This is a genomic window from Pannonibacter anstelovis (genome assembly GCF_036881715.1).
GTDB lineage: Bacteria > Pseudomonadota > Alphaproteobacteria > Rhizobiales > Stappiaceae > Pannonibacter > Pannonibacter anstelovis.
In genome coordinates this window covers 202,945-223,956 of sequence record NZ_JBAKBF010000002.1, presented here as the reverse complement: position 1 = coordinate 223,956, position 21,012 = coordinate 202,945, and the positions used below count along the sequence as shown (strand labels likewise).

Annotated in this window: 21 protein-coding genes and 2 riboswitches; of the genes, 10 read left to right on the top strand and 11 right to left on the bottom strand. The window is 63.4% G+C overall.

All coding sequences use genetic code 11. The features are described from left to right. Positions 1 to 371 precede the first annotated feature (371 nt). The 5 genes from V6L75_RS03850 (at position 372) to arsC (ending at position 4,063) form a co-directional block, all read left to right on the top strand. On the top strand, positions 372 to 1,511 hold the full coding sequence (locus V6L75_RS03850; RefSeq protein ID WP_334250196.1) for a site-specific DNA-methyltransferase: 1,140 nt from the start codon (positions 372 to 374) through the stop codon (positions 1,509 to 1,511). A 142-nt stretch (positions 1,512 to 1,653) separates the two neighbouring features. Then, positions 1,654 to 2,037 (top strand): ArsR/SmtB family transcription factor, encoded by a 384-nt coding sequence (locus V6L75_RS03845; protein ID WP_334250195.1) that lies wholly within the window; start codon positions 1,654 to 1,656, stop codon positions 2,035 to 2,037. 10 nt (positions 2,038 to 2,047) lie between these two features. After that, complete coding sequence (locus tag V6L75_RS03840; RefSeq protein ID WP_334250194.1) at positions 2,048 to 2,575, top strand: arsenate reductase ArsC; 528 nt, start codon at positions 2,048 to 2,050, stop codon at positions 2,573 to 2,575. Between the two features lie 3 nt (positions 2,576 to 2,578). Further along, a complete protein-coding gene (gene arsB, locus V6L75_RS03835; RefSeq protein WP_334250193.1) occupies positions 2,579 to 3,637 on the top strand; it encodes an ACR3 family arsenite efflux transporter in 1,059 nt (352 codons plus the stop codon). 3 nt (positions 3,638 to 3,640) lie between these two features. After that, positions 3,641 to 4,063 carry an arsenate reductase (glutaredoxin) gene (arsC, locus tag V6L75_RS03830; protein WP_334250192.1) on the top strand — a complete coding sequence of 141 codons (423 nt, stop codon included), beginning with the start codon at positions 3,641 to 3,643 and terminating at the stop codon, positions 4,061 to 4,063. Between the two features lie 42 nt (positions 4,064 to 4,105). Here the strand turns inward: arsC and tyrS are convergent, their stop codons facing one another. From tyrS to V6L75_RS03815, 3 genes are all read right to left on the bottom strand, one after another. After that, entirely contained in the window at positions 4,106 to 5,371 is a 1,266-nt protein-coding gene (tyrS, locus tag V6L75_RS03825) for a tyrosine--tRNA ligase (protein WP_425498681.1), read from the bottom strand. 214 nt (positions 5,372 to 5,585) lie between these two features. Beyond that, complete coding sequence (locus tag V6L75_RS03820) at positions 5,586 to 6,257, bottom strand: cysteine hydrolase family protein (protein ID WP_334250190.1); 672 nt, start codon at positions 6,255 to 6,257, stop codon at positions 5,586 to 5,588. A gap of 42 nt (positions 6,258 to 6,299) precedes the next feature. Next, positions 6,300 to 6,791 (bottom strand): MarR family winged helix-turn-helix transcriptional regulator, encoded by a 492-nt coding sequence (locus V6L75_RS03815; protein ID WP_334250189.1) that lies wholly within the window; start codon positions 6,789 to 6,791, stop codon positions 6,300 to 6,302. A gap of 171 nt (positions 6,792 to 6,962) precedes the next feature. Here V6L75_RS03815 and V6L75_RS03810 point away from each other — a divergent pair, with 171 nt between their 5' ends. Further along, positions 6,963 to 7,472 (top strand): anthrone oxygenase family protein, encoded by a 510-nt coding sequence (locus tag V6L75_RS03810; protein ID WP_334250188.1) that lies wholly within the window; start codon positions 6,963 to 6,965, stop codon positions 7,470 to 7,472. A gap of 103 nt (positions 7,473 to 7,575) precedes the next feature. Here the strand turns inward: V6L75_RS03810 and gcvPB are convergent, their stop codons facing one another. The 6 genes from gcvPB to V6L75_RS03780 form a co-directional block, all read right to left on the bottom strand. Continuing rightward, complete coding sequence (gene gcvPB / locus V6L75_RS03805; protein ID WP_334250187.1) at positions 7,576 to 9,168, bottom strand: aminomethyl-transferring glycine dehydrogenase subunit GcvPB; 1,593 nt, start codon at positions 9,166 to 9,168, stop codon at positions 7,576 to 7,578. Further along, entirely contained in the window at positions 9,165 to 10,511 is a 1,347-nt protein-coding gene (gene gcvPA / locus V6L75_RS03800) for an aminomethyl-transferring glycine dehydrogenase subunit GcvPA (protein WP_334250186.1), read from the bottom strand. The genes gcvPB and gcvPA overlap by 4 nt, the downstream gene beginning before the upstream one ends. Positions 10,512 to 10,516: 5 nt before the next feature. Next, positions 10,517 to 11,020 carry an OsmC family protein gene (locus tag V6L75_RS03795; RefSeq protein WP_334250185.1) on the bottom strand — a complete coding sequence of 168 codons (504 nt, stop codon included), beginning with the start codon at positions 11,018 to 11,020 and terminating at the stop codon, positions 10,517 to 10,519. Positions 11,021 to 11,023: 3 nt separating this feature from the next. Then, entirely contained in the window at positions 11,024 to 11,395 is a 372-nt protein-coding gene (gene gcvH, locus V6L75_RS03790; protein ID WP_334250184.1) for a glycine cleavage system protein GcvH, read from the bottom strand. A gap of 42 nt (positions 11,396 to 11,437) precedes the next feature. Continuing rightward, a complete protein-coding gene (gcvT, locus tag V6L75_RS03785; protein WP_334250183.1) occupies positions 11,438 to 12,604 on the bottom strand; it encodes a glycine cleavage system aminomethyltransferase GcvT in 1,167 nt (388 codons plus the stop codon). 58 nt (positions 12,605 to 12,662) lie between these two features. Further along, positions 12,663 to 12,770, bottom strand: a riboswitch (glycine riboswitch). A 3-nt stretch (positions 12,771 to 12,773) separates the two neighbouring features. Further along, positions 12,774 to 12,886, bottom strand: a riboswitch (glycine riboswitch). Between the two features lie 179 nt (positions 12,887 to 13,065). Further along, complete coding sequence (locus V6L75_RS03780; protein WP_334250182.1) at positions 13,066 to 13,704, bottom strand: hypothetical protein; 639 nt, start codon at positions 13,702 to 13,704, stop codon at positions 13,066 to 13,068. Positions 13,705 to 13,900: 196 nt separating this feature from the next. Here V6L75_RS03780 and ispH point away from each other — a divergent pair, with 196 nt between their 5' ends. From ispH to V6L75_RS03760, 4 genes are read left to right on the top strand one after another with little or no spacing between them, the layout of a single operon-like run. Next, positions 13,901 to 14,896, top strand: a complete 996-nt coding sequence (gene ispH, locus V6L75_RS03775; RefSeq protein WP_334250181.1) for a 4-hydroxy-3-methylbut-2-enyl diphosphate reductase — start codon at positions 13,901 to 13,903, stop codon at positions 14,894 to 14,896. Between the two features lie 6 nt (positions 14,897 to 14,902). After that, complete coding sequence (locus tag V6L75_RS03770; protein WP_334250180.1) at positions 14,903 to 15,868, top strand: homoserine kinase; 966 nt, start codon at positions 14,903 to 14,905, stop codon at positions 15,866 to 15,868. Beyond that, positions 15,865 to 16,341, top strand: coding sequence for a ribonuclease HI (gene rnhA, locus V6L75_RS03765; protein WP_186393076.1), 477 nt, complete (start codon positions 15,865 to 15,867; stop codon positions 16,339 to 16,341). The genes V6L75_RS03770 and rnhA overlap by 4 nt, the downstream gene beginning before the upstream one ends. Next, the gene (locus V6L75_RS03760) at positions 16,338 to 17,363 is read left to right on the top strand and encodes a diacylglycerol/lipid kinase family protein (RefSeq protein WP_334250179.1); all 1,026 of its coding nucleotides are present in this window, start codon (positions 16,338 to 16,340) and stop codon (positions 17,361 to 17,363) included. The genes rnhA and V6L75_RS03760 overlap by 4 nt, the downstream gene beginning before the upstream one ends. Positions 17,364 to 17,435: 72 nt before the next feature. On the opposite strand, the gene V6L75_RS03755 is transcribed toward V6L75_RS03760, so the two are convergent. Together V6L75_RS03755 and V6L75_RS03750 are read right to left on the bottom strand one after the other, a co-directional pair. Then, positions 17,436 to 20,309, bottom strand: a complete 2,874-nt coding sequence (locus V6L75_RS03755) for an EAL domain-containing protein (protein WP_425498680.1) — start codon at positions 20,307 to 20,309, stop codon at positions 17,436 to 17,438. Positions 20,310 to 20,367: 58 nt separating this feature from the next. Further along, the gene (locus V6L75_RS03750; RefSeq protein ID WP_334250178.1) at positions 20,368 to 21,006 is read right to left on the bottom strand and encodes a GNAT family N-acetyltransferase; all 639 of its coding nucleotides are present in this window, start codon (positions 21,004 to 21,006) and stop codon (positions 20,368 to 20,370) included. Between the last annotated feature and the right edge of the window lie 6 nt (positions 21,007 to 21,012).

Sequence of the window (21,012 nt, the reverse complement as noted above, 5' to 3'; positions counted from 1 at the left end):
GGAAGTCAAATTTTGAAATATTTTTCACCCAACGAATGATTTTGCATTTTTGACCAAACTCAATGGCACTGCGATGACAGAACCAGCATGGTGAATCGCAACCGGCACATCCGGGCACGGCTACCGCATTCTGACCGCCTTCACTGCCCGGGATCATGGTTAATGCAAATAGGCCCTTCCCCGCAGACCCGGCCGGGAAAGCCCAGTATTTCCGCCAGTTTTCCCGCGGCCAAAAGTTAACCTGCCGCACAGGTTTCGCAAACCTAAAGAAAGCATTGAAATCAAAAAGAAAAATTCGACAGAGCCTTAACTCGCGATTTACCAGATCCGGTAACCATGAGCCTCGAAATTGCGTGAGGTGCTGCGTCGCAATGAAAGTTCTGCGTACTGGGGTGTCCTCTGTGACACCCCTTGAAACCCAAGACAATGCCGCCACTCCGGCCTGGCTGAACACGATCCTGAAGGGCGACTGCGTTGCCGCCCTCAGCAAGCTGCCCTCGAAGTCGGTGGATCTGGTATTTGCCGATCCGCCCTACAATCTTCAGCTCGGCGGCGATCTTCACCGTCCCGATCAGTCGAAGGTGGATGCCTGCGATGATCACTGGGACCAGTTCGAGAGCTTCGAGGCCTATGATGCCTTCACCCGCGCATGGCTCCTCGCCGTGCACCGCGTGATGAAGGATGATGCCTCGCTCTATGTCATCGGCTCCTACCACAATATCTTCCGCGTCGGCGCGATCCTGCAGGACCTGGGCTTCTGGATCCAGAACGACATCGTCTGGATCAAGTCCAACCCGATGCCGAATTTCCGTGGCAAGCGCTTCACCAACGCCCATGAGACGATCATCTGGGCGTCGAAGTCCAAGAACTCGAAGCCGGTGTTCAATTACGATGCGCTGAAGACCTTCAACGAGGACCTTCAGATGCGCTCCGACTGGCACCTGCCGCTGTGCACGGGTGCGGAACGGCTGAAGGATGAGGACGGGCAGAAGGTTCATCCGACCCAGAAGCCGGAGTCCCTGCTCTACCGGGTGCTGACGGCCTCGTCCCGTCCGGGCGATGTGGTGCTTGATCCCTTCTTCGGCACCGGCACCACCGGCGCCGTCGCCAAGCGCCTTGGCCGCAACTACATCGGCATCGAGCGCGAGCAGAGCTACATTGATGCAGCCACTGCCCGCATCAATGCCATCGTGCCGGCCGAGGGCGTTTCCCTTGACATGCAGAAGGGCAAGCGCGCAGAGCCGCGCATCCCCTTCGGCTCGCTGCTGGAGGCCGGCCTGCTGGAACCGGGCACGGAGCTCATCTGCCCCAAAGGCAAGCATCTGGCCATTGTACGCGCTGACGGTTCGCTGGTCAGCGGCCAGCATTCCGGCTCCATCCACAAGGTGGGTGCGCTCGTTCAGGGCGCGGAAAGCTGCAACGGCTGGACATTCTGGCACCTGAAGGACCGGGGCAGCTTCAACCCGGTGGATGACCTGCGCAAGGAACTCAGATCCCGCCTCTTCGCCTGATCCATAGGCGAAGGGCTGGACATTCGCGTCCCCGCGAATTCCCGGAACACCCCCGGCTCCCCGAGGCCGGGGGTGTTTTTTTGTGCGCCAGTCCGGCGCAGGGGGATTGACTTGATCCTTATGTATCCATAATTCTGGATATATGGATGAACTAGAGACCATCGCTGCCCTTGCAGCCCTTGCTCAGGCGACCCGCCTTCAGGCCTTCCGCGCACTCGTGCAGGCAGAACCTGATGGCATTGCCGCCGGTGACCTCGCCCAGCGCCTCGGCGTGCCGCAGAACACGCTTTCCGCGCACCTGACCGTTCTTTCGCAAGCAGGACTTGTCACAGGACTGCGGCAGGGACGCTCTATCGTCTATCACGCGAATCCCGAGCAGCTGAGGCAGATGATGCTCTACCTCCTGAAAGATTGCTGCGGCGGCAAGGCCAGCCTGTGCGAGCCGCTGATTGCCGAGCTGACCGGAAGCTACACGGATACCTGTTCTCCGGCCTGTGCCCCACCAGCCAGCAACCGGATGCCATAAGGAGCTTGCCATGACCGAGAAGACCTACAATGTGCTGTTCCTCTGCACCGGCAATTCTGCCCGGTCCATCCTTGCCGAAGGCATCTTGAACGCGCTTGGCGGCGGCCGGTTCCGCGCCTTTTCAGCGGGCAGTCAGCCGAAGGGGGCGGTTCATCCGCTCGCGCTCAAGACGCTGGATGCGCTTGGCTATCCGGTCGAAGGTTACCGTTCCAAGAGCTGGGACGAATTCGCCGTGCCCGGCGCACCGCAGTTCGATTTCGTCTTCACGGTTTGTGACAACGCCGCCGGCGAAGCTTGCCCCGTCTGGCCAGGCCAGCCGATGACAGCCCATTGGGGCATTGAGGACCCTGCAGCCTTTGAAGGTGCAGAGTTTGAGAAAGAGCAGGCTTTCAGCCAGGCAGCCCGCTATCTCAAGAACCGCATCAGCGCATTCCTGAATCTTCCGCTGGCCTCCATCGACGCGATGGCCTTGAAGAAGAAGCTTACTGACATCGGCGCTCTTGAAGGTGCCACCACCCTTGCTGAGAAGGTGAAGTGATCCATGTCCCTGTTTGAACGCTACCTGACGCTGTGGGTGGGGCTGGCGATCATCGCCGGCATCGCCCTAGGCCATCTGCTGCCGCAGATGTTCGAGGTGATCGGCACGCTGGAGATCGCCAAGGTCAACCTGCCCGTTGCCGTGCTGATCTGGCTGATGATCATACCCATGCTGATGAAGATCGACTTTGCCGCTATCCGGCAGGTCGGCCAGCACTGGCGCGGCATGGGCATCACGCTGTTTTCCAACTGGGCGGTGAAGCCCTTTTCCATGGCTGTGCTCGGATGGATCTTCATCGGCTGGCTGTTTGCACCGCTTTTGCCCCAGGACCAGATCGACAGCTATATCGCCGGACTGATCCTGCTGGGGGCCGCCCCCTGCACGGCCATGGTCTTCGTCTGGTCGAACCTGACCCGGGGCGATGCGCCTTTCACCCTGACGCAGGTTGCCCTCAATGATGCGGTGATGGTGCTGGCCTTCGCCCCCATCGTGGCGCTACTGCTGGGCGTGTCCTCCATCATTGTGCCCTGGGACACGCTGCTGATCTCCGTTGCCCTGTTCATCGTCGTGCCGGTCATTGCCGCGCAGATGCTGCGCAAGGCGCTTGGGTCTGGCGATGGCCGGGCACTGGCGCGCTTTCAGGAGCAGATCCAGCCGCTGTCCATCGGCGCCCTGCTGCTGACCGTCGTGCTGCTCTTCGCCTTTCAGGGCAGCCAGATCCTCGCCCAGCCGCTGGTGATCGCCCTGCTGGCCGTGCCGATCCTGCTGCAGACCGTGTTCATCTTCGGCTTTGCCTACATCCTCAACCGGATAACGGGCGAGGCGCACTGCATCGCAGGCCCATCGGCCCTGATCGGCGCCTCGAATTTCTTCGAGCTGGCCGTCGCCACCGCCATCAGCCTCTTCGGCTTCAACTCCGGCGCAGCACTCGCCACCGTTGTCGGCGTGCTCATCGAGGTGCCGGTGATGCTTGCGCTTGTTGCCGTCGTCAACCGCAGCAAGGGCTGGTACGAAGCCTCCCGCGCCGTGTCAGCCCGCACTGCCACTGAAGGACAGACCTGAACCATGGATGCCACGATCTATCACAACCCCGCCTGCGGCACCTCGCGCAACACGCTGGAGATGATCCGCAATGCCGGGATCGAGCCGACAGTCATCGAATATCTGAAGACCCCGCCCGCCCGCGAGGAACTGGCCGCGATGATCGCCGCCGCTGGCCTCACCGTGCGCGGTGCCCTGCGCGAGAAAGGAACCCCTTTCGAGGAGATGGGCCTTGGCAACCCGGACCTTGATGACGAGGCGCTGCTCGACGCAATGATGCGCGAGCCCATCCTCATCAACCGGCCCTTCGTCATCACCCCGCTCGGCACCCGCCTCTGCCGCCCCTCGGAAGTGGTGCTGGAGATCCTTCCGGACACCCACAAGGGCGCCTTCACCAAGGAAGACGGCGAAATGGTGCTGGACGCGGACGGCAAGCGGATCATTTGAACCGAAGCGGCGGCGGGCCACACCCCGCCGCCGTTTCTGTGTTTACCCGAACGCCACCAGCGCCTTGCGGCGTTTGCCGGCGGCGAGGGTCAGGCGGTCGTTGGCGCCCAGATCGCCGCTGGAAATGCGGCGGCGCGGATCGTCGGCGACATTGCCGTTGAGGCGGACGCCGCCGCCTTCGACCAGACGCCGGGCGTCGCTGTTGGAGGCGGCAAAGCCCGTGGCAACAAGCAACTCAAGCAAGCCCAGATCCTGCGCCAGCATGGTAAGCGGCAGGGTATGCGTCGGCTCGGCGTTCATGTCGTCGCCGGAGAACAGCGCATCGCCCTGCTCTAGCGCGTGGCGGGCGGCATCGGCACCGTGGACGATGCCGGTGACATGGGTCGCCAGCAGCTTCTTCACCTCATTGAGTTCGGCGCCTTGCAGATCGGACAGGCGCTCCACCTCGCTCAGGGGCAGCTCGGTGAAAAGCCGCAGGAAGCGCGGCACGTCCGCATCTGCCGTGTTGCGCCAGAACTGCCAGAAGCCGAAGGGCGACAGATGCTCCGGATGCAGCCACACGGCGCCCGCTGCCGTCTTGCCCATCTTGGCGCCGCTCGCCGTGGTCACCAGCGGCACGGTCAGCCCGTGCAGCTTGCGCCCGTCGCGGCGGCCAAGTTCAACACCGTTGATGATATTGCCCCACTGGTCCGAGCCGCCGACCTGAAGGCTGCAGCCATGGCGGCGGGAGAGTTCCAGAAAATCCACCGCCTGCAGCATCATGTAGCAGAATTCCAGCACAGTCAGCGGCATCTGCGCCTCAAGCCGGGACTTGACGCTGTCGAAGGTCATCATGCGGTTGACGGTGAAATGGCTGCCGTAATCGCGCAGGAATTCGAGGAACTTCACTTCCGTCAGCCAGTCGGCATTGTCCACCAGTAGAGCCCCTTCCGCGCCGGAGAAGTCGATCAGCGTCTCCACAGAGCGGCGGATGCCGGCGATGTTGGCGGCAATCTGCTGCTTTTCCAGAAGCGGCCGGGCCTCATTGCGGAAGCTGGGATCACCCACCTGGCTGGTGCCGCCGCCCAGCACGATGATGGGCCGGTGGCCGAGCTTCTGCAGCCAGCGCATGGTCATCAGCGGCATCAGGTGGCCAACATGCAGGCTCGCAGCCGTGGCATCAAAACCGGCATAGACCGTAACGGGCCCTTCCGCGAGGCGCGTATCCAGCGCCTCCAGTTCCGTGGTCTGGTTGACGAGCCCGCGCTCGAACAGCACCTGCAGAGCTTCGGACTTGAGCGGGCTGGCCGGTTTTCCGGCCTCGATCATATGCTGGGTCACTTGCGGCTTCCTTCGGGAGTTTGCCCCTGTCAGGAGAGCCTTTGAAAACCAAAAAGCCGCCTGACGCGGCGGCTTTTTCGGGTTTGATCAAATGAGCAAGATCCTACGCAGCCGCCGGTATGGAGGTGACGTAATAAAAATACACGAAGGTGGCGGCGGTCTTGATCATGGCGAATTAGATGCCCCGGAACCATGCTGCCTGTCAAGCCACCGGTGCAGGGGTAATCCGGATGCCCTCCGCGATGAGCTTTGGCTTCAACACCTGCCAGTCAGCCGGCACAGAAGCGAGAACGGCATCGTCGACGATCTCGACCTTGTAGCCCCGCGCGGCTGCGCCCCGCGCTGTCAGCTGCACGCAGTGGCACGCATCAAGGCCGGCAAGCCGCAGCGATCCGACCTTCAGGCGCTCGAGATGCGCGGACAGGTCCGGAACGGAAAAGCTGTCGCCGACGTGCTTGACGATGTCGATCGCCTCGCCTGGATGCAGATCGGGATCAAGCGCCAGCCCCTTGCGGCCGGGATTGCCTGCGCCGCCGAGCGCGAGGCGGGCAGCAAGTCGCGCGGGCCAGCCATGCCAGACATGACGCACCACAATCACCGGCTCTCCCAGGCGCCGGGCTTCAGCCGCAAGCGTATTTGCCCGGGCCACGGCTGCGGCGCGCACAGTCTCCCCATAGGCGCCCTTACCCGTGCGGCGGGAAAAATCGCCTTGCAAGTCAATCAGCAGCAGCGCCCGGTTTGGCCGCTCCTCACTGTCGATTGCTGGACCTGCCGTCGGGCGGCTGATGGCCGCGAGTTCCCGAAAGGCGTAGACCGAAAGAGCGAGAACGAGGACAGCCCCTCCAGCCATCAGGCCATAGATTGCAGTTTCCAAGATACCAGCTCCCTGTCTTCCTCGATCTGTTCCCGGTCCCGTTCAGGCAAGCCCGGCGGGTGCATCCGGGTCATCTTCATAAGCACCAAAGCCATCGACCAACGCCTGCATGACAGTCCGCGCTGCGGCCACGTCTGCCGAAGCAAGGCCACCGGCAATGCCGCCAAGCACCTCAAGCTCCCGCGCATGAATGGCGGTGAAGACGTCCTGTCCTCGCTGCGTCAAGCCGAACAAGGGCGAGCGCCGGTGTGCCGGATTGGACCGGCGAACGACAAGGCCATCCCGCTCGAGCCCATCCATCGCGAGCTGGATCTGCTGGCGGGCAAGAAACAGCCGCCGTGCAACGTCGGGCACACTCAGGCCGGCCGGATCATTGCCGTGCAACAGCTCCAGCACAGCGCGTGCACCGAGCCCGATACCTGTGCCATCAAGATGGGCTGCAACAGAGCGCGCCAGACGGCGGTGGGCCGGGCGGATCAGCCGGACGAGGTCATAAAGCCGCGTGGCTGCGTCATCGGGATCAGCATTAGTCATGCGGCATATTGACATGAAAAATGTCAGTATGACAATAAAATTGTCATCTTATTCTGCGACAACCTGTTACCCGCTGCGACAAGTTTCGACAAAATGATGCGCATGCTGCTGCTAGAATGACATCGGGCAGACGGATTTGGCTGGGGCAGCCATGCGAGGGAGTTGAACCGCATGAAACGCATCTGTCTGGCCGCCGCCGGCCTGTCACTCATCCTTTCCGGAGCGATATTCGGTTTCTTCTATGCCTGGGTCTGTTCGACCATGTGGGGGCTGGATGCGGCAGATCCGCGTGTCGCGATCGCCGCGATGCAAGCTATGAACGGCTCCGTCCGCAATTCCGTCTTCGCGCCGGCGTTCTTTGCCACGCCGGTCGTGCTGGCCCTGACCGGGCTGCTGGCCCTGCGGCTGAAGGCGCGCAGCGCAGGTGTTGCATTCCTGGCAGGGGGGCTTCTGTACTTTCTGGGAGGCCTGGTTCTAACGATGCGCTTCAACGTGCCGATGAACGAGGCCCTGGCCCTCGTCAGCGTGCCGGACAGCATCGAGGAGGCCCGCGCGATCTGGCAGGCTTACTCCCCCCGCTGGCAGACCTTCAACCAGATACGAACGGTAGTCAGCGGCCTGACCCTCATCGCCACCGGCTACGGCATCTGGCGCCTCGGGCGTGACCTGCCTGGAAAGTGAGATACGGACAGAGCCCTTGCTTCGATCCTTATCGGCCCGCCTAGACGAAAAAGCCCCGCAGCGCTGACGCTGCGGGGCTTTGTGTTTTGGGCCTTGCCGGGGCTTATTCGGCAGCCGCCGGGGTAACCATGGCAGGGGCCGGATCCTGATAGGTCAGAACCGGGCTACGGGCGGCACGGGTCTCGTCGAGGCGGCGGCGCGGGGCGAGGTAAGGCGCCCCGGTGAAGCGCTCCGTCTCGCCGCGCTTAGCCGACATGACGAGGTCACGCAGCGTGGCAACGAACAGGTCGAGGGCAGCACGGCTTTCGGACTCGGTCGGCTCGATCAGCATCGCGCCATGCACCACCAGCGGGAAGTACATGGTCATCGGGTGATAGCCCTCGTCGATCATCGCCTTGGCGAAGTCGAGCGTGGTGACGCCGGTGTCCTTCAGGAAGCTGTCGTCGAAGAGCACCTCGTGCATGCAGGGGCGCTCGCCGAAGGGCAGGCTCATCAGGTCCTGCAGGCCAACGCGGACATAGTTCGCGTTCAGCACCGCATCCTCGGAGGCCTGACGCAAACCGTCCGAGCCGTGGCTCAGCATGTAGGTCAGCGCGCGCACGAACATGCCCATCTGGCCGTGGAAGGCCGTCATGCGGCCAAACGGCTTCTCGCCATCCTTGAGGCCGGCTTCCGTTTCCACCAGTTCCAGCCCGCTGTCCGACTTGCGGACAAAAGGCAGCGGCGCGAAGGGAGCGAGGCGCTGAGACAGCACCACCGGACCGGAGCCCGGGCCGCCGCCGCCATGCGGGGTGGAGAAGGTCTTGTGCAGGTTGATGTGCATCGCATCGATGCCCAGATCCCCCGGACGCGCCTTGCCGACGATGGCGTTGAAGTTGGCGCCGTCGCAGTAGAAATAGGCATTGGCGGCGTGGATGGCGGCGGCAATCTCCATGATGTCGCGCTCGAACAGCCCGCAGGTGTTCGGGTTGGTCAGCATGATGGCCGCGATGTTGCCGTCATTCTCGGCAATCGCCTTCTTCACCGAGGCCAGATCCACCGTGCCGTCTTCCTTGGCGTCAATGGTGACGACCTTGAATCCGAGGAGCGCAGCGGTGGCCGGGTTGGTGCCATGGGCGCTTTCCGGCACCAGCACGATCTTCGGATCACGGCCGGCAGCGATATGCGCGGCCTTGATCGCCATCATGCCGCACTGCTCGCCGTGGGCACCAGCCTTCGGGCTCATGGCCACGGCGGTGGTGCCGGTCAATTCCATCAGCCAGTCACCAAGCTCGGAGATGAGCTCCACCGCACCCTTGACGGTGGACAGCGGCTGCAGCGGATGAATGTCGCCAAAGCCCGGTACACGCGCCATCTTTTCGTTGAGGCGCGGGTTGTGCTTCATGGTGCAGGAACCGAGCGGATAGAGCCCGGCATCAATCGCGTAATTGTTGCGCGACAAGCGCACGTAATGGCGCATCGTCTCCGGTTCGGAGAGGCCCGGCAGGCCGATCTTCGCCGTGCGGGCGTGGATGCCCAGCTCCGCCTCGAAAGCCTCCGGCTCGTCCAGATCAACGCCCGTCACATCCAGGCGGCCGATCTCAAACAGCAGCGGCTCTTCCATGTCGAGCGCACGGTTTCCGGTGAAGGTCTTGGGCCGGAATGCCGCGCCCGCATCGCCCGCAGCGGTCGGGCGTCCCTGAGTGTTCATGCTCATGCCAGCACCTCCTTGAGCGCGGCTGCGAAGGCAGCGCGGTCTTCATCGGTGTTGATTTCGGTCGAAGCGACAACGAGAAGGTTCGCAAGGTCCTTGTTGCGCGGCTCCAGCCGCGACACCGGCACACCGGCAAGGATGCCCCGTTCGGCAAGCGCCTCGACAACCTGATCCGCCACCTTCGGCAGGGCGATGGTGAACTCGTTGAAATAGGCCTTGTTCAGCACTTCAACGCCCGGCACGGCGGCCAGCAGCTTCTTCAGCTTCACCGCATTGGCGTGGTTGATCCGGGCAAGGCGCGTCAGCCCTGCTTCGCCCAGCAGCGTCATGTGGATGGTGAAGGCCAGCGCGCAGAGGCCGGAGTTGGTGCAGATGTTGGACGTCGCCTTCTCGCGGCGGATGTGCTGCTCGCGGGTGGAGAGCGTCAGCACGAAGCCGCGCTTGCCTTCCGCATCCACGGTCTCGCCGCAAAGCCGTCCCGGCATCTGGCGCATGTACTTCTGCTTGGTGGCGAAGAGGCCAACGTAAGGGCCGCCGAAATTGAGGCCATTGCCGATGGACTGGCCTTCGCCGACGACGATATCCGCGCCCTGCGTACCGGCCGGCTCGATAAGCCCGAGCGACACCACTTCGGTGAAGACGGCGATCAGCAGTGCACCATGGGCATGGGCCTTCTCGGCAATCGGCCGCAGGTCGATGATCTGGCCATAGAAGGACGGCGACTGCACGACCACGCAGGACGTCTCGCCGTCGATGGCCGCCAGAATGTCCTCGGTGCCCATCGGATCGGCGGGAAGCGCTTCCACCTTGTCGCCGGAGAGGTTCGACAGGCCCTCAACCACGGCGCGGTACTGCGGATGCAGCCCGCCGGAGAGCACCGCCTTGTTGCGGCGGGTGACGCGGTGGGCCATCAGCACAGCTTCGCCGGTGCCGGTGGAGCCGTCATACATGGAGGCGTTGGCCACTTCCATGCCGGTGAGGCGCGCCACCTGCGTCTGGAACTCGAACAGATACTGCAGGGTGCCTTGCGTGATTTCCGGCTGATAGGGCGTGTAGGAGGTGAGGAATTCGGAGCGCTGGATCAGGTGATCCACCGTCGCCGGAACGTGATGGCGGTAGGCGCCTGCCCCCACGAAGAAGGGCACGGAACCGGCAGCGACATTCTTGCCGGCCATGCGGTTCAGGTGGCGCTCCACCTCGATCTCGGACTTGCGCCTGGGCAGGTCTACGAGGCCCTTGAGGCGGGCGGCTTCCGGAATATCGGCAAACAGGTCATCAATCGAAGACACGCCGACGCGCGCCAGCATGTCGGCGCGGTCAGTGTCGGAAAGCGGCAGATAACGCATCGGGTTTACGTCCCTTCATGCGGTTGCGGAGCAACGAGGCGCACCGGGCCGGGCGCCACGACGATTTCACATTTCACCGAGTTGGCGATGAAGCACATCTCATGCGCCTTCTCGTGCAGTTCGGCGAGCCGGGCCGGATCTGGCTGGCTGTCCGCGATGATCGCCATCACGGGGCGCAGGGTGACACGGATGATGCCCATGCGCCCCGGCGCAATGCGGCTCATTTCCGCCTCTGCCCTGTCCCCGTAAGCCTCGATCAGCAGCCCGTCGCGGCGGGCCAGATCAAGGAAGGTCATCATGTGACAGGAGGAGATGGCCGCAGCAAAGGCCTCTTCCGGGTCCACAGCTTCGGGCACCGAATGGGGCAGCGGCACGACGGTGGGCGAGGCAGAGGCTGGCACCTCCACACCGCCGTCAAAGCGCCAGGTGTGGCCGCGGGAGTAGCGTCCGTTGCGGAACTCGCCCTCGCGGCGCCAGATCACTTCGGCGGTGTAGAGGTGGCCGGGCATGGCTTAAAGCGATCCCACGTAGGCCTTGTAGGCCGCTTCATCCATCAGTTCCGAAAGCTCGCCCTCGTTGGAGATGCGCAGCTTCATGAACCAGGCCGAACCTTCAGGGTCTTCATTCACATTGGCCGGATTGTCGGAAAGCTTGGTGTTGACCTCGACAACCTCACCGCTGACCGGGGCATAAACCTCGCTGGCGGCCTTCACCGATTCCACCACGGCGGCATCATCGCCCTGTGAGACGGTGCGGCCAACTTCCGGCAGTTCCACATAGACCACATCGCCAAGCTGGCTCTGTGCATAGGTGGTGATGCCGACGGTGGCCACGCCGCCGTCAACGGCAACCCACTCATGATCCTTGGAGTAATAGGTCGTCATTCTCTGGTCTCCAGACTGGATGGTATTCTGTTTCTGATCGGCTCACGCCTTGGCGGCGCGCACGTAGCGGTGCTCCACGAAAGGCATCGTGGTGACGGTGGCCTCCAGCTCCTTGCCGCGCACAATGAGCGCAAGCTTCGTGCCGGGGGCGGAATGGGCCGTAGCGACATAGCCCATCGCAATAGGCTGGCCGAGCGTCGGAGCAAAGCCGCCAGATGTGACGGTGCCGATGGCCTCGCTGCCGCCAGGAACGCGGATTTCGGCCCCCTCGCGTGCGGGCGCACGGCCCTCAAGCTTCAGGCCCACACGCTTGCAGGAAGGGCCATCCGCCAGTTCGCCCTGGATACGGGCCGCACCGGGGAAACCGCCTTCCTCGCGGCGGCGCTTCTGCAGGATGAAAGTGATATCGCCTTCGACCGGGGACGTGGTCTCGTCAAGGTCATGGCCATAGAGGCAGAGCCCGGCCTCAAGGCGAAGGCTGTCCCGCGCGCCAAGCCCAATCGGCTTCACCCGCTCGTCGGCCAGCAGCGACTTGACGATGGCTTCGGCAGCATCTGCCGGGACAGACATTTCCACCCCGTCCTCGCCGGTGTAACCGGAGCGCGAGACGTGGCAGCGGATGCCGCCGAAGTCCATCCATGCCGCGCTCATGAAGGCAAGGTCCCCGGCTTCCGGCGCGTGCTGGGCGACAGCGGCAACAGCCTGCGGCCCCTGCACCGCGATCAGAGCACGGTCCTCGACGATTTCAAGTCGGACACCTTCGGGCAGGGCTGCGGCGATCAACGGATAGTCCACATCCTTGCGCGAGGCATTGACCACCAGGAACAGGCGGCCATCATCTTCCTCAGCCACCGGGCGGGTGACCATCAGGTCATCGACGATGCCGCCTTCGGCGTTGAGCAGAACCGTGTAGCGCTGCTTGCCGCGGCCCAGTTCCACCATGTTGGAGGGCACAAGAGCTTCCAGCGCGCGGGCCGTGGTAGCGTGATCCGGGCCGATGAGCCAGGCCTGTCCCATGTGCGAGACGTCGAAAAGACCGGCGGCAGCGCGGGTGTGCAGGTGCTCGGTGAGAATGCCGGAGGGATATTGCACGGGCATCTCGTAGCCCGCAAAAGGCACCATGCGGGCGCCAAGCGCCACATGCAGGTCATGAAGGGGGGTACGCTTCAGGTCCGCCTCAGGGGCGGCCGCAGAATCAGTCGTGGCCATCAAAGGTCCTCGTCGTCAGTGGCGCAAGGACAGACCTGTCACGGCCCATCCGCACCCCCTCTGTCCGAGTACCTGAGAGATTTCCCGCCCGGCGCACGCATGCCGCCGGAAGGTTACTCCTTCGGTGAGGCCTCACGCATCAGCATGCGAGGCCTGCTTTCCAGAGCGTCAAAGCGAAGCGGTCCTTTTGCCTGAGAGTTTCCGGGGTGGTTGCTCCTTCGGCGCTGTGTCAGCTCCCGCATTGCTGCAAGGCACTTCTCCAGCCTCTCCCGCTGTCGCCTTTTTGAACCGCCAGTGTCTGCCTTCACGAATGCAGGCACTGCCGCTCCGCCCACCCGTCACGACCCGGATGAGCATCATGATTGTCTATTTCCGTCCTGCCCTTGTCAATATGCGCCACTCCAAGACGGATAAGTATTCCCGTCCCGGATCACGGCAAAGGTCAGAGCAGGGCCGCCACTTCAGCGCTTCTTCTTTTTCTGAGGCGCTCCCTCGTCAAAACCGAAGACGATTTTGAGCGAAGCGTCACGCGGCACCAGGAATGAGTCTTCGACCAGTGACCATGTTTCCGCCGGAGCTGCTGCGCCAACCGTCACCGGCACGGACAAAAGCTGCGAAACCACAGGGGCCGCGCCCTCCACTCCCTGCGGAATGATGGCCACGCGCACCGGAAGGAGGATCTCGCCACCCGGCCAGGCAGGCCCCGGCGTCACGCGGCCTGCAAGACCAACCTTGACCCGGGTCTGATCGCCCTCACGGCGGCATTCACGCGCCCAGTCCTCCAGATTGGCCTGATAGAGCAGCGCCCGGGCATCATTCTCCTTGCCGCGCTCGTATTTGGTGATGAGGAACGTGTCTGACTGCAGCTCGATCGGCGGGCAGTAGGGCTGCTTTTCGAAGGCCTGCGGGTCAACCTCGATAGGCCCCTTGCCGCCGGTCACGATCTTCTGCGTCAGGCTGGGGCCTGCCGGCGCGCCGCCCGCATCAGCGGAATCACCACCGCCGAACGACATGCAGCCGGAGAGAAGCCCCGCCAGCGCGGCAAAGGTGGCCACGCGGCCTGCGGCAGAACGGGCGGAAATGCGTTCGACTTGCAGCATTCAGAAGTTCCACTTCACTCGAAACCTGTTCGCCGGTCTATAACAGGCCACATCCGTTTTGGCGAGACGCAGCCTGCCTGGAAGGATGCACGGCGCAGAATACAGGGCTTGCCCCGCAGCAATGCGCATGCTTCCCCTTGACAGGCCATGGGGTGATCACTCTATTGCCCCCATGAGCCACGCTCAAGGACCTGACATGACCGGCAATCATGGCGCTCTTCCGGCGCTGGACGTGAAATTGTGTGCACCGCGCGGCTTTTGCGCAGGGGTGGACCGTGCCATCCAGATCGTCGAACTCGCCCTGGAGAAGTTCGGCCGTCCGGTCTATGTGCGCCACGAGATCGTGCATAACCGGTTTGTGGTTGACGGGCTGAAGGCCAAGGGCGCCGTTTTCGTCGAGGAGCTTGACGAAATCCCGGCAGACCAGCGCGACCGCCCGGTGATTTTCTCCGCCCACGGCGTGCCGAAATCCGTGCCGGAAGATGCGCGCGGACGGAACATGTTCTTCCTCGACGCGACCTGCCCTCTCGTTTCCAAGGTGCACAAGGAAGCCGAGATCCATGACCGGCGCGACCGCGAAATCCTGCTGATCGGCCACGCCGGGCACCCGGAGGTGATCGGCACCATGGGACAGCTGCCGGAAGGCACGGTGTTCCTGATCGAGACGGAAGAGGATGCGCGCAACTATCAGCCGCGCACTGGCCGTCAGCTTGCCTTCATCACCCAGACGACGCTTTCGGTGGACGACACCAAGGGCATTGTCGAAGTGCTGAAGGAGCGCTTCCCCGATATCGTCGCCCCGCACAAGGAAGACATCTGCTATGCCACGACCAACCGTCAGGATGCGGTGAAGGTGGTGGCGCCGCAGGTGGATGCGATGATCGTGGTCGGAGCGCCCAACTCTTCCAATTCCCAGCGCCTGCGTGAAGTGGCCGAACGGGCCGGATGCCGCAAGGCCGTTCTGGTTCAGCGGGCTTCGGACATCGACTGGGCCGATTTCGAGGGCATTTCCAGCCTTGGCCTGACGGCAGGCGCCTCTGCGCCGGAAACTCTGGTCGAGGAAATCATTGCCGCCTTTGCCGAGCGCTTCACCGTGACGGTGAACGAGGTGCGCACGGCGGAAGAAACCATCGCCTTCAACCTGCCGCGCGAGCTTCGCACCATGGCAGACGTTCCCAGCGCAGCCGAGTAGCCCCCAATGGCCGTTTATACCGAAGTTGCCGACGAAGACCTTGCCGCCTTTGTCGCCCGATACGGCGTTGGCCGTCTCCTGTCCTACAAGGGCATCGCCGAGGGCGTGGAGAACTCCAACTTTCTGGTTCGCACCGATCAGGCCAATTTCATCCTCACCCTTTATGAAAAGCGGGTGAACCCGGACGATCTGCCCTTTTTTCTCAACCTGATGCAGCATCTGGCGAAGAAGGGCATCAATTGCCCGCAGCCGCTGGTGGCCGGAGACGGCACCATGCTGGGCACTCTTTCGGGCCGCCCCGCTGCCATGGTGACCTTCCTGGAAGGCATGTGGGTGCGCCGCCCGCGGCTCGAGCATTGCGCCGCCCTTGGCGAGGCGCTTGCCCGGCTGCATCTGGCCGGCGCCGATTTTCCGATGAAGCGGCACAATGCGCTGGATGTCAGCGGCTGGCGCCCCCTCTTCAACCGCTCGGCGGAGCGGGCCGATACGGTGGTGCCCGGCCTTGCCGAAGAACTTTCCGGTGAACTCGACTATCTGGAAGCCAACTGGCCTAAGGATCTGCCGGGCGGTGTGATCCATGCGGATCTCTTCCCTGACAACGTGTTCTTCCTTGGCAGCGAACTGTCCGGCCTGATCGACTTCTATTTCGCCTGCACCGACAGCTTCGCCTATGACGCGGTCATCTGCATCAACGCCTGGTGCTTCGAGGCCGATGGCGCCTTCAATGTCACCAAAGCCCGCGCCTTCCTGAATGGCTACCGCAAGATCCGCCCCTTCACGCCAGAAGAATTCGCCGCCCTGCCCCTGCTGGCGCGTGGCGCATCCATCCGCTTCCTGCTGACGCGGCTTTACGACTGGCTCAACGTGCCCCCAGGTGCGCTCGTGACGCCAAAGGACCCGACGGAATACCTGCGCAAGCTGCGCTTCCACAGGGGCGCCGTCTCCGCCCACGATTACGGGCTGGACGCATGAGCGAGGACGCAAAGGTCGTCATCTACACGGACGGTGCCTGCTCGGGAAACCCGGGGCCGGGCGGGTGGGGGGCGATCCTGCGTTTCGGCCCGCACGAGAAGGAACTCAACGGCGGCGAGGCGGACACCACGAACAACCGCATGGAACTGACGGCCGCTATCGAGGCCTTGAGCGCCCTCAAGCGCCCCTGTGCCGTCGATCTTTACACAGACAGCGTCTATGTGCGCGACGGCATCACCAAGTGGATGTTCAACTGGAAGCGCAACGACTGGCGCACGGCAGACAAGAAGCCGGTGAAGAATGCCGACCTGTGGCAGGCTCTCGACGCCGCACAGCGCCAGCATCAGATTTCCTGGCACTGGGTGAAAGGCCACGCCGGGCACCCGGAAAATGAACGGGCCGACGAACTGGCCCGCCTTGGCATGAAGCCCTATCAGAAAGGCCGCAAGGCAGCTGGAGACAGCAACGGATGAAGCCCCTGCGCAAGGCAGATTTTATGGCGGGAGATATCAGCTCCGGGCCGGAAGAGGCTCGGGCCGCCGCACATTCTCAGGAAGGCGGCTCCGGTTCGCAGGACAACGCTGCTGCCCTTGCGCGCAGCGTTCTGATCCTCGCCAATCCCGCCTCCGGCGGCTACCGCCCTCGCCTTTTGCAGGACATTGCCGCAAGGCTGGAAGCCAAAGGCTGCACGGTGACCATCCGCCTGACACGCCGGGCTGGCGAAATCGGCGAGATCTGCGCAGATCCAGCCTTGCAGACCGGCATTCTGGCAGTGGCTGGCGGCGATGGATCCGTCAATGAGGCTATCCGCGGCTTTCAGCAGAACCCTGCACCGGCAGCCCCTGAACTGGCGGTTATTCCCTGCGGCACGGCCAATGTTCTGGCAGCCGAGTTGAAGCTTCCGCGCAGCGCCGAATGCATCGCCCGCATGATGCTGCAACGGCGCAGTGTGCCGCTGCATTACGGCCTCGCCAATGGGCGGCCCTTCGTCCTGATGGCCTCTGCCGGGTTTGATGCAGAAGTGGTGCACGCGGTGCCGCTGGCGCTGAAGCGCCGTCTCGGCAAGCTGGCCTATGTGCTGACCGCTCTCGACATCGCCTTCTCGCGCCACGGGGAAGACCTCTGCGTGCGGATCGGCGATGAGCCTGAGAATGGCGATCATGCCGGCCGGACGTTAACCTGCCGCCTGGCCGTCGTCACCAAGGCCCGTCACTATGGCGGCCCCTTTGTCATCTGCCCGGATGGCGGCGTGACACGGCCCGGCCTGCATCTGCTGGCGCTGGAAAAGGACACGCCGCTGGCCGCTCTGCGCTTCGGCCTCGCTCTGTTGACGGGCCGCCTGCACAAGACGAAGGGCGTCACACTGGTGCCAGTGAGCAGCCTGACCCTGACCAGCCGCCGCGCCGTGCCCGCCCAGATCGATGGCGACCCTTTCGGCGTCACTCCGCTGGCACTGACCGACGGAAAACGTCCCTTAGCCCTGCTGGTGGGGTGAGCGGTTACTCTAAGCGCGTCCCAGCACCAACCGGCCGGCTCAACATAGACTGCAGGCCAACAGCGGCCCCGCTCAAGCCTCGTGATGCTCACGCAGGTAAGCGGTGGCTTCTTCTGCGGTCATGGCTTCGCCAAAGAAATAGCCCTGCGCATATTCACAGCCGAGCTGGAACAGCTCGAGAGCATCAGACTCGCTTTCCGCCCCTTCCGCCACGATGGACATGCCCAGATCATGGCCGAGGGCGATGATGGAGCGCAGGATGACCGGGCGGGCCGACTGGCCGTTGTGCCGCACAAAGGACTGGTCGATCTTGATCGTGTCGAAGGGAAAGCGCTGCAGATAGGCCAGCGAGGAATAGCCGGTGCCAAAATCATCCAGCGACAGCCCAGCCCCCAGACCGCGCAGGCGCTCCAGCACCTTGGCGGCATATTCCGGGTTGGACATGACCATGGATTCGGTCAGCTCCAGCTTCAGCGTTCCCGGAACAATGCGCGAGCGCGACAGGATGGCCTTCACTTCGTTGATCAGATCATGGCGCAGCAGCTGGCGGGAGGAGATGTTGACCGAGAGGAACAACGGCACTGGCGTGCGGATCTTGTCCTGCCACTCGGCAAGCTGCCGCGCCCCCTTGTCGAGCACATAGACGCCCAGCTCGTTGATCAGGCCGGACTGCTCGGCAATCGGGATGAATTCGCTCGGAGCAATCGGCCCGCGCTTGGCGTGTTTCCAGCGGGACAGAACCTCGAACCCGGCGACGGACTGATCCGAAAGGCGCACGATGGGCTGGAAATGGACGGCAAGTTCGCCTTCCTTGATCGCCTTGCGCAGGTCGCCTTCCAGATCAATCACATTGCGGCCCAGCGGGCGCAGGATCGGGCGGAAGACTTCCTGACGGTCACCGCCGAGGCGCTTGGCGTGGTTCAGCGCGATTTCCGCATCCGTCACCAGCTCTTCCGCCGTCTGGCGCCCGCCTTCGAACAAGGCAAAACCGATCGAACAGGTGAGGAAGACCTCCCGGTCTCCATAAGTTACGGGCGCACGGACGGCCTTGCGGAAGGCGTCGGCCACCTGGGCGATGCGTCCGGCCTCCTGCTCTGACAGCAGGATCATGCCATACTGGTCGCCGTTGAGCCGGGCGAGGGAGTCCTGCGGCTGCAGCATGCGGTCAAGACGCCGGGCGATGGTCAGCAGGATCGAGTCCCCCGCCGACAGGCCGATGCCGTCATTCACCTGCTTGAACCGGTCCAGATTGAGCAGAAGCACCGTCGGCTTGGCGATGCCGCTGTCAGCCTTGCAGCGCGCCAGAGCTGCCTCCAGCCGGTCCATGAACAGCTCCCGGTTGGCAAGGCCTGTCAGGTTGTCATGCACCGCATCATGAAGCAGGCGCTCTTCGGCAGTCTTCTGCTCGGTGATGTCGAGCAGCGTGCCAACGCAGCGGATGACTTCCGCATCCGAGCCGAGAATGGGGCGGGCACGAAGGCGGAACCAGCGGAAATGGCCATCCTCTGAACGCAGGCGGAAATCCTGCTGCACCTTGCCGCGGCGCTGATCGACCACAGCATCCAGCGTAGCGCGGAAACGGTCCCGGTCCTGCGGGTGCAGCACGTCCAGCCAGTCGCGCGCCGGGCCATCCAGCGTGCCATGGCGCAGATTGAGAAGGTCCTCGACTTCGTGGCCGGTGTAGATGCGGTCACGGTCGATATCCCAATCCCAGATGATGTCCCCTGCCCCGGTCAGGGCCAGAGCGCGCCGCTCCACATCCGAAATCAGGCCCTGAACGATGGCACCGCCCGCAAAGGCGTGCTGCATCACCGTGAAACCGATCAGCAGAACGATCAGGACCAGTCCGCCGCCCAGCGCCGGCTGGGCGATGTCGTTGTTGAGCACGCCCAGAACGGTCATCGCCGAGCCAATGAGCCAGACGATCAGCAGGAACCAGGTCGGGATCAGCATGATCGCCCGGTCATAGCCCTGAAGCGCCAGCACCAGAACCGTGGCAAAGCCGGCAAAGCCGATGAAGCCGAGCGACAGGCGCGCGATGCCGGCCGCGATCGAAGGATCCCACACTGCGACACCCAGAAGCCCGAGCAGCAGGGTGAGCGTGCCCAGTGCGAGGTGACTGTAGCGGATGTGCCAGCGGTTCAGGTTGAGATAGGCGTAGAGAAAGATGATCAGGCTGGCCGCCAGCATCACTTCAGCGCTTGCCCGGTAGAGCTGGTCCTCGCCCTGCGTGAGGTTGAACACCCGGCTCCAGAAGCCGAAATCAATGCACAGATAGGCCAGAACCGCCCAGGCCAGCGAGGCCGTTGCCGGGAACATCACCGTTCCCTTGACCACAAACAGAATGGTCAGGAACAGCGCCAGCAGACCGGAAATGCCGAGAATGATGCCGCGGTAAAGCGTGTAGGCGTTGACCGTTTCCTTGTAGGCATCGGGCTCCCACAGGCGGATCTGCGGCAGCTCGGGCGTGCGCAGTTCGGCCACATAGGTGACGATAGCGCCCGGATCGAGCGTGATCAGGAAGACGTCTGCCTCGAGGCTTTTCTGCCGTTCCGGGGCAATGCCCTGGCTGGGCGTGATCGAAGCCACGCGGGACGTGCCCAGATCCGGCCAGATCATGCGTGACCCGGCCAGCTGATAGAAGGGCGCGACGATGAGCCGGTCGACCTGCTCATCGGAGGTATTAGTCAGCGAGAAAACCGCCCAGTTGGTGTTCTGCCCGTCGCGGGAGGCCACCTCGATACGCCGGACAATGCCATCAGCGCCGGGGGCGGTGGAGACCTGCAGGCGCGGTCCGGCATCGCGGTACAGATCGATTGCGCCGGTGAGTTCCAGCGCCTCAACATCCAGCGGCACCGGGATCGGCTCAAGCGCAAGGGCGCGGCCTGCGAACAGGGTCGCAGTCAGCAGCAGCAATACGGCGGCCAGAAACCGGAGAAATGTCACCGGCAGTTGAAGTGGAGTGGCGAGCATGGCTCGAACAGTTAAAGGGTTGTCGGCCATGTCACAAGATTTCTTTCGAAGCGCCACTGGTCCATTGTGGAGAGGCAGCCGTAACGGCCGGCACCGGATCATCTGCAAGGCGCGCGAACAGGAGGTGGTCTTGCCACTGACCGTTGATGTTGAGGTAGCGGCGCGCATAACCTTCGCGTGTAAACCCGTTCTTGCGTAAAAGCTGGATCGACGGCCCGTTGCTGGGAAGGCAGGCCGCCTCGATCCGGTGCAGGCGCAACACATCGAAACAGAATGGCGCGATCAAGGCGACCGCGCGGGACATGTGACCTTTTCCAGCGTGCCGTGCACCCATCCAGTAGCCGAGCGAGCAGCATTGGGCGACGCCGCGCCGGATGTTGGACAAGGTTGCCCCGCCGAGCAGCGTTCCATCCTGTGAAAAGAGGAAGAAGGGATAGCTGCGCCCTTCCTTACGGTCATTGGCATACCGGCGAAGACGGCGGCGGAAGGCAGGCTTGGTCAGATCATCCACCGGCCAGAGCGGCTCCCAGGGGCTGAGAAAGCTGCGGCTTTCCTCCCGCAGCACCGACCACTGCGGGAAATCCGCCATCAGCGGCGGGCGCAAATAGAAGCCTTGCCCCCGTAATGTGGGCTCTGTCTCCGACGTTCCGAAGGACAGAAGCAAGGCCACCTGACG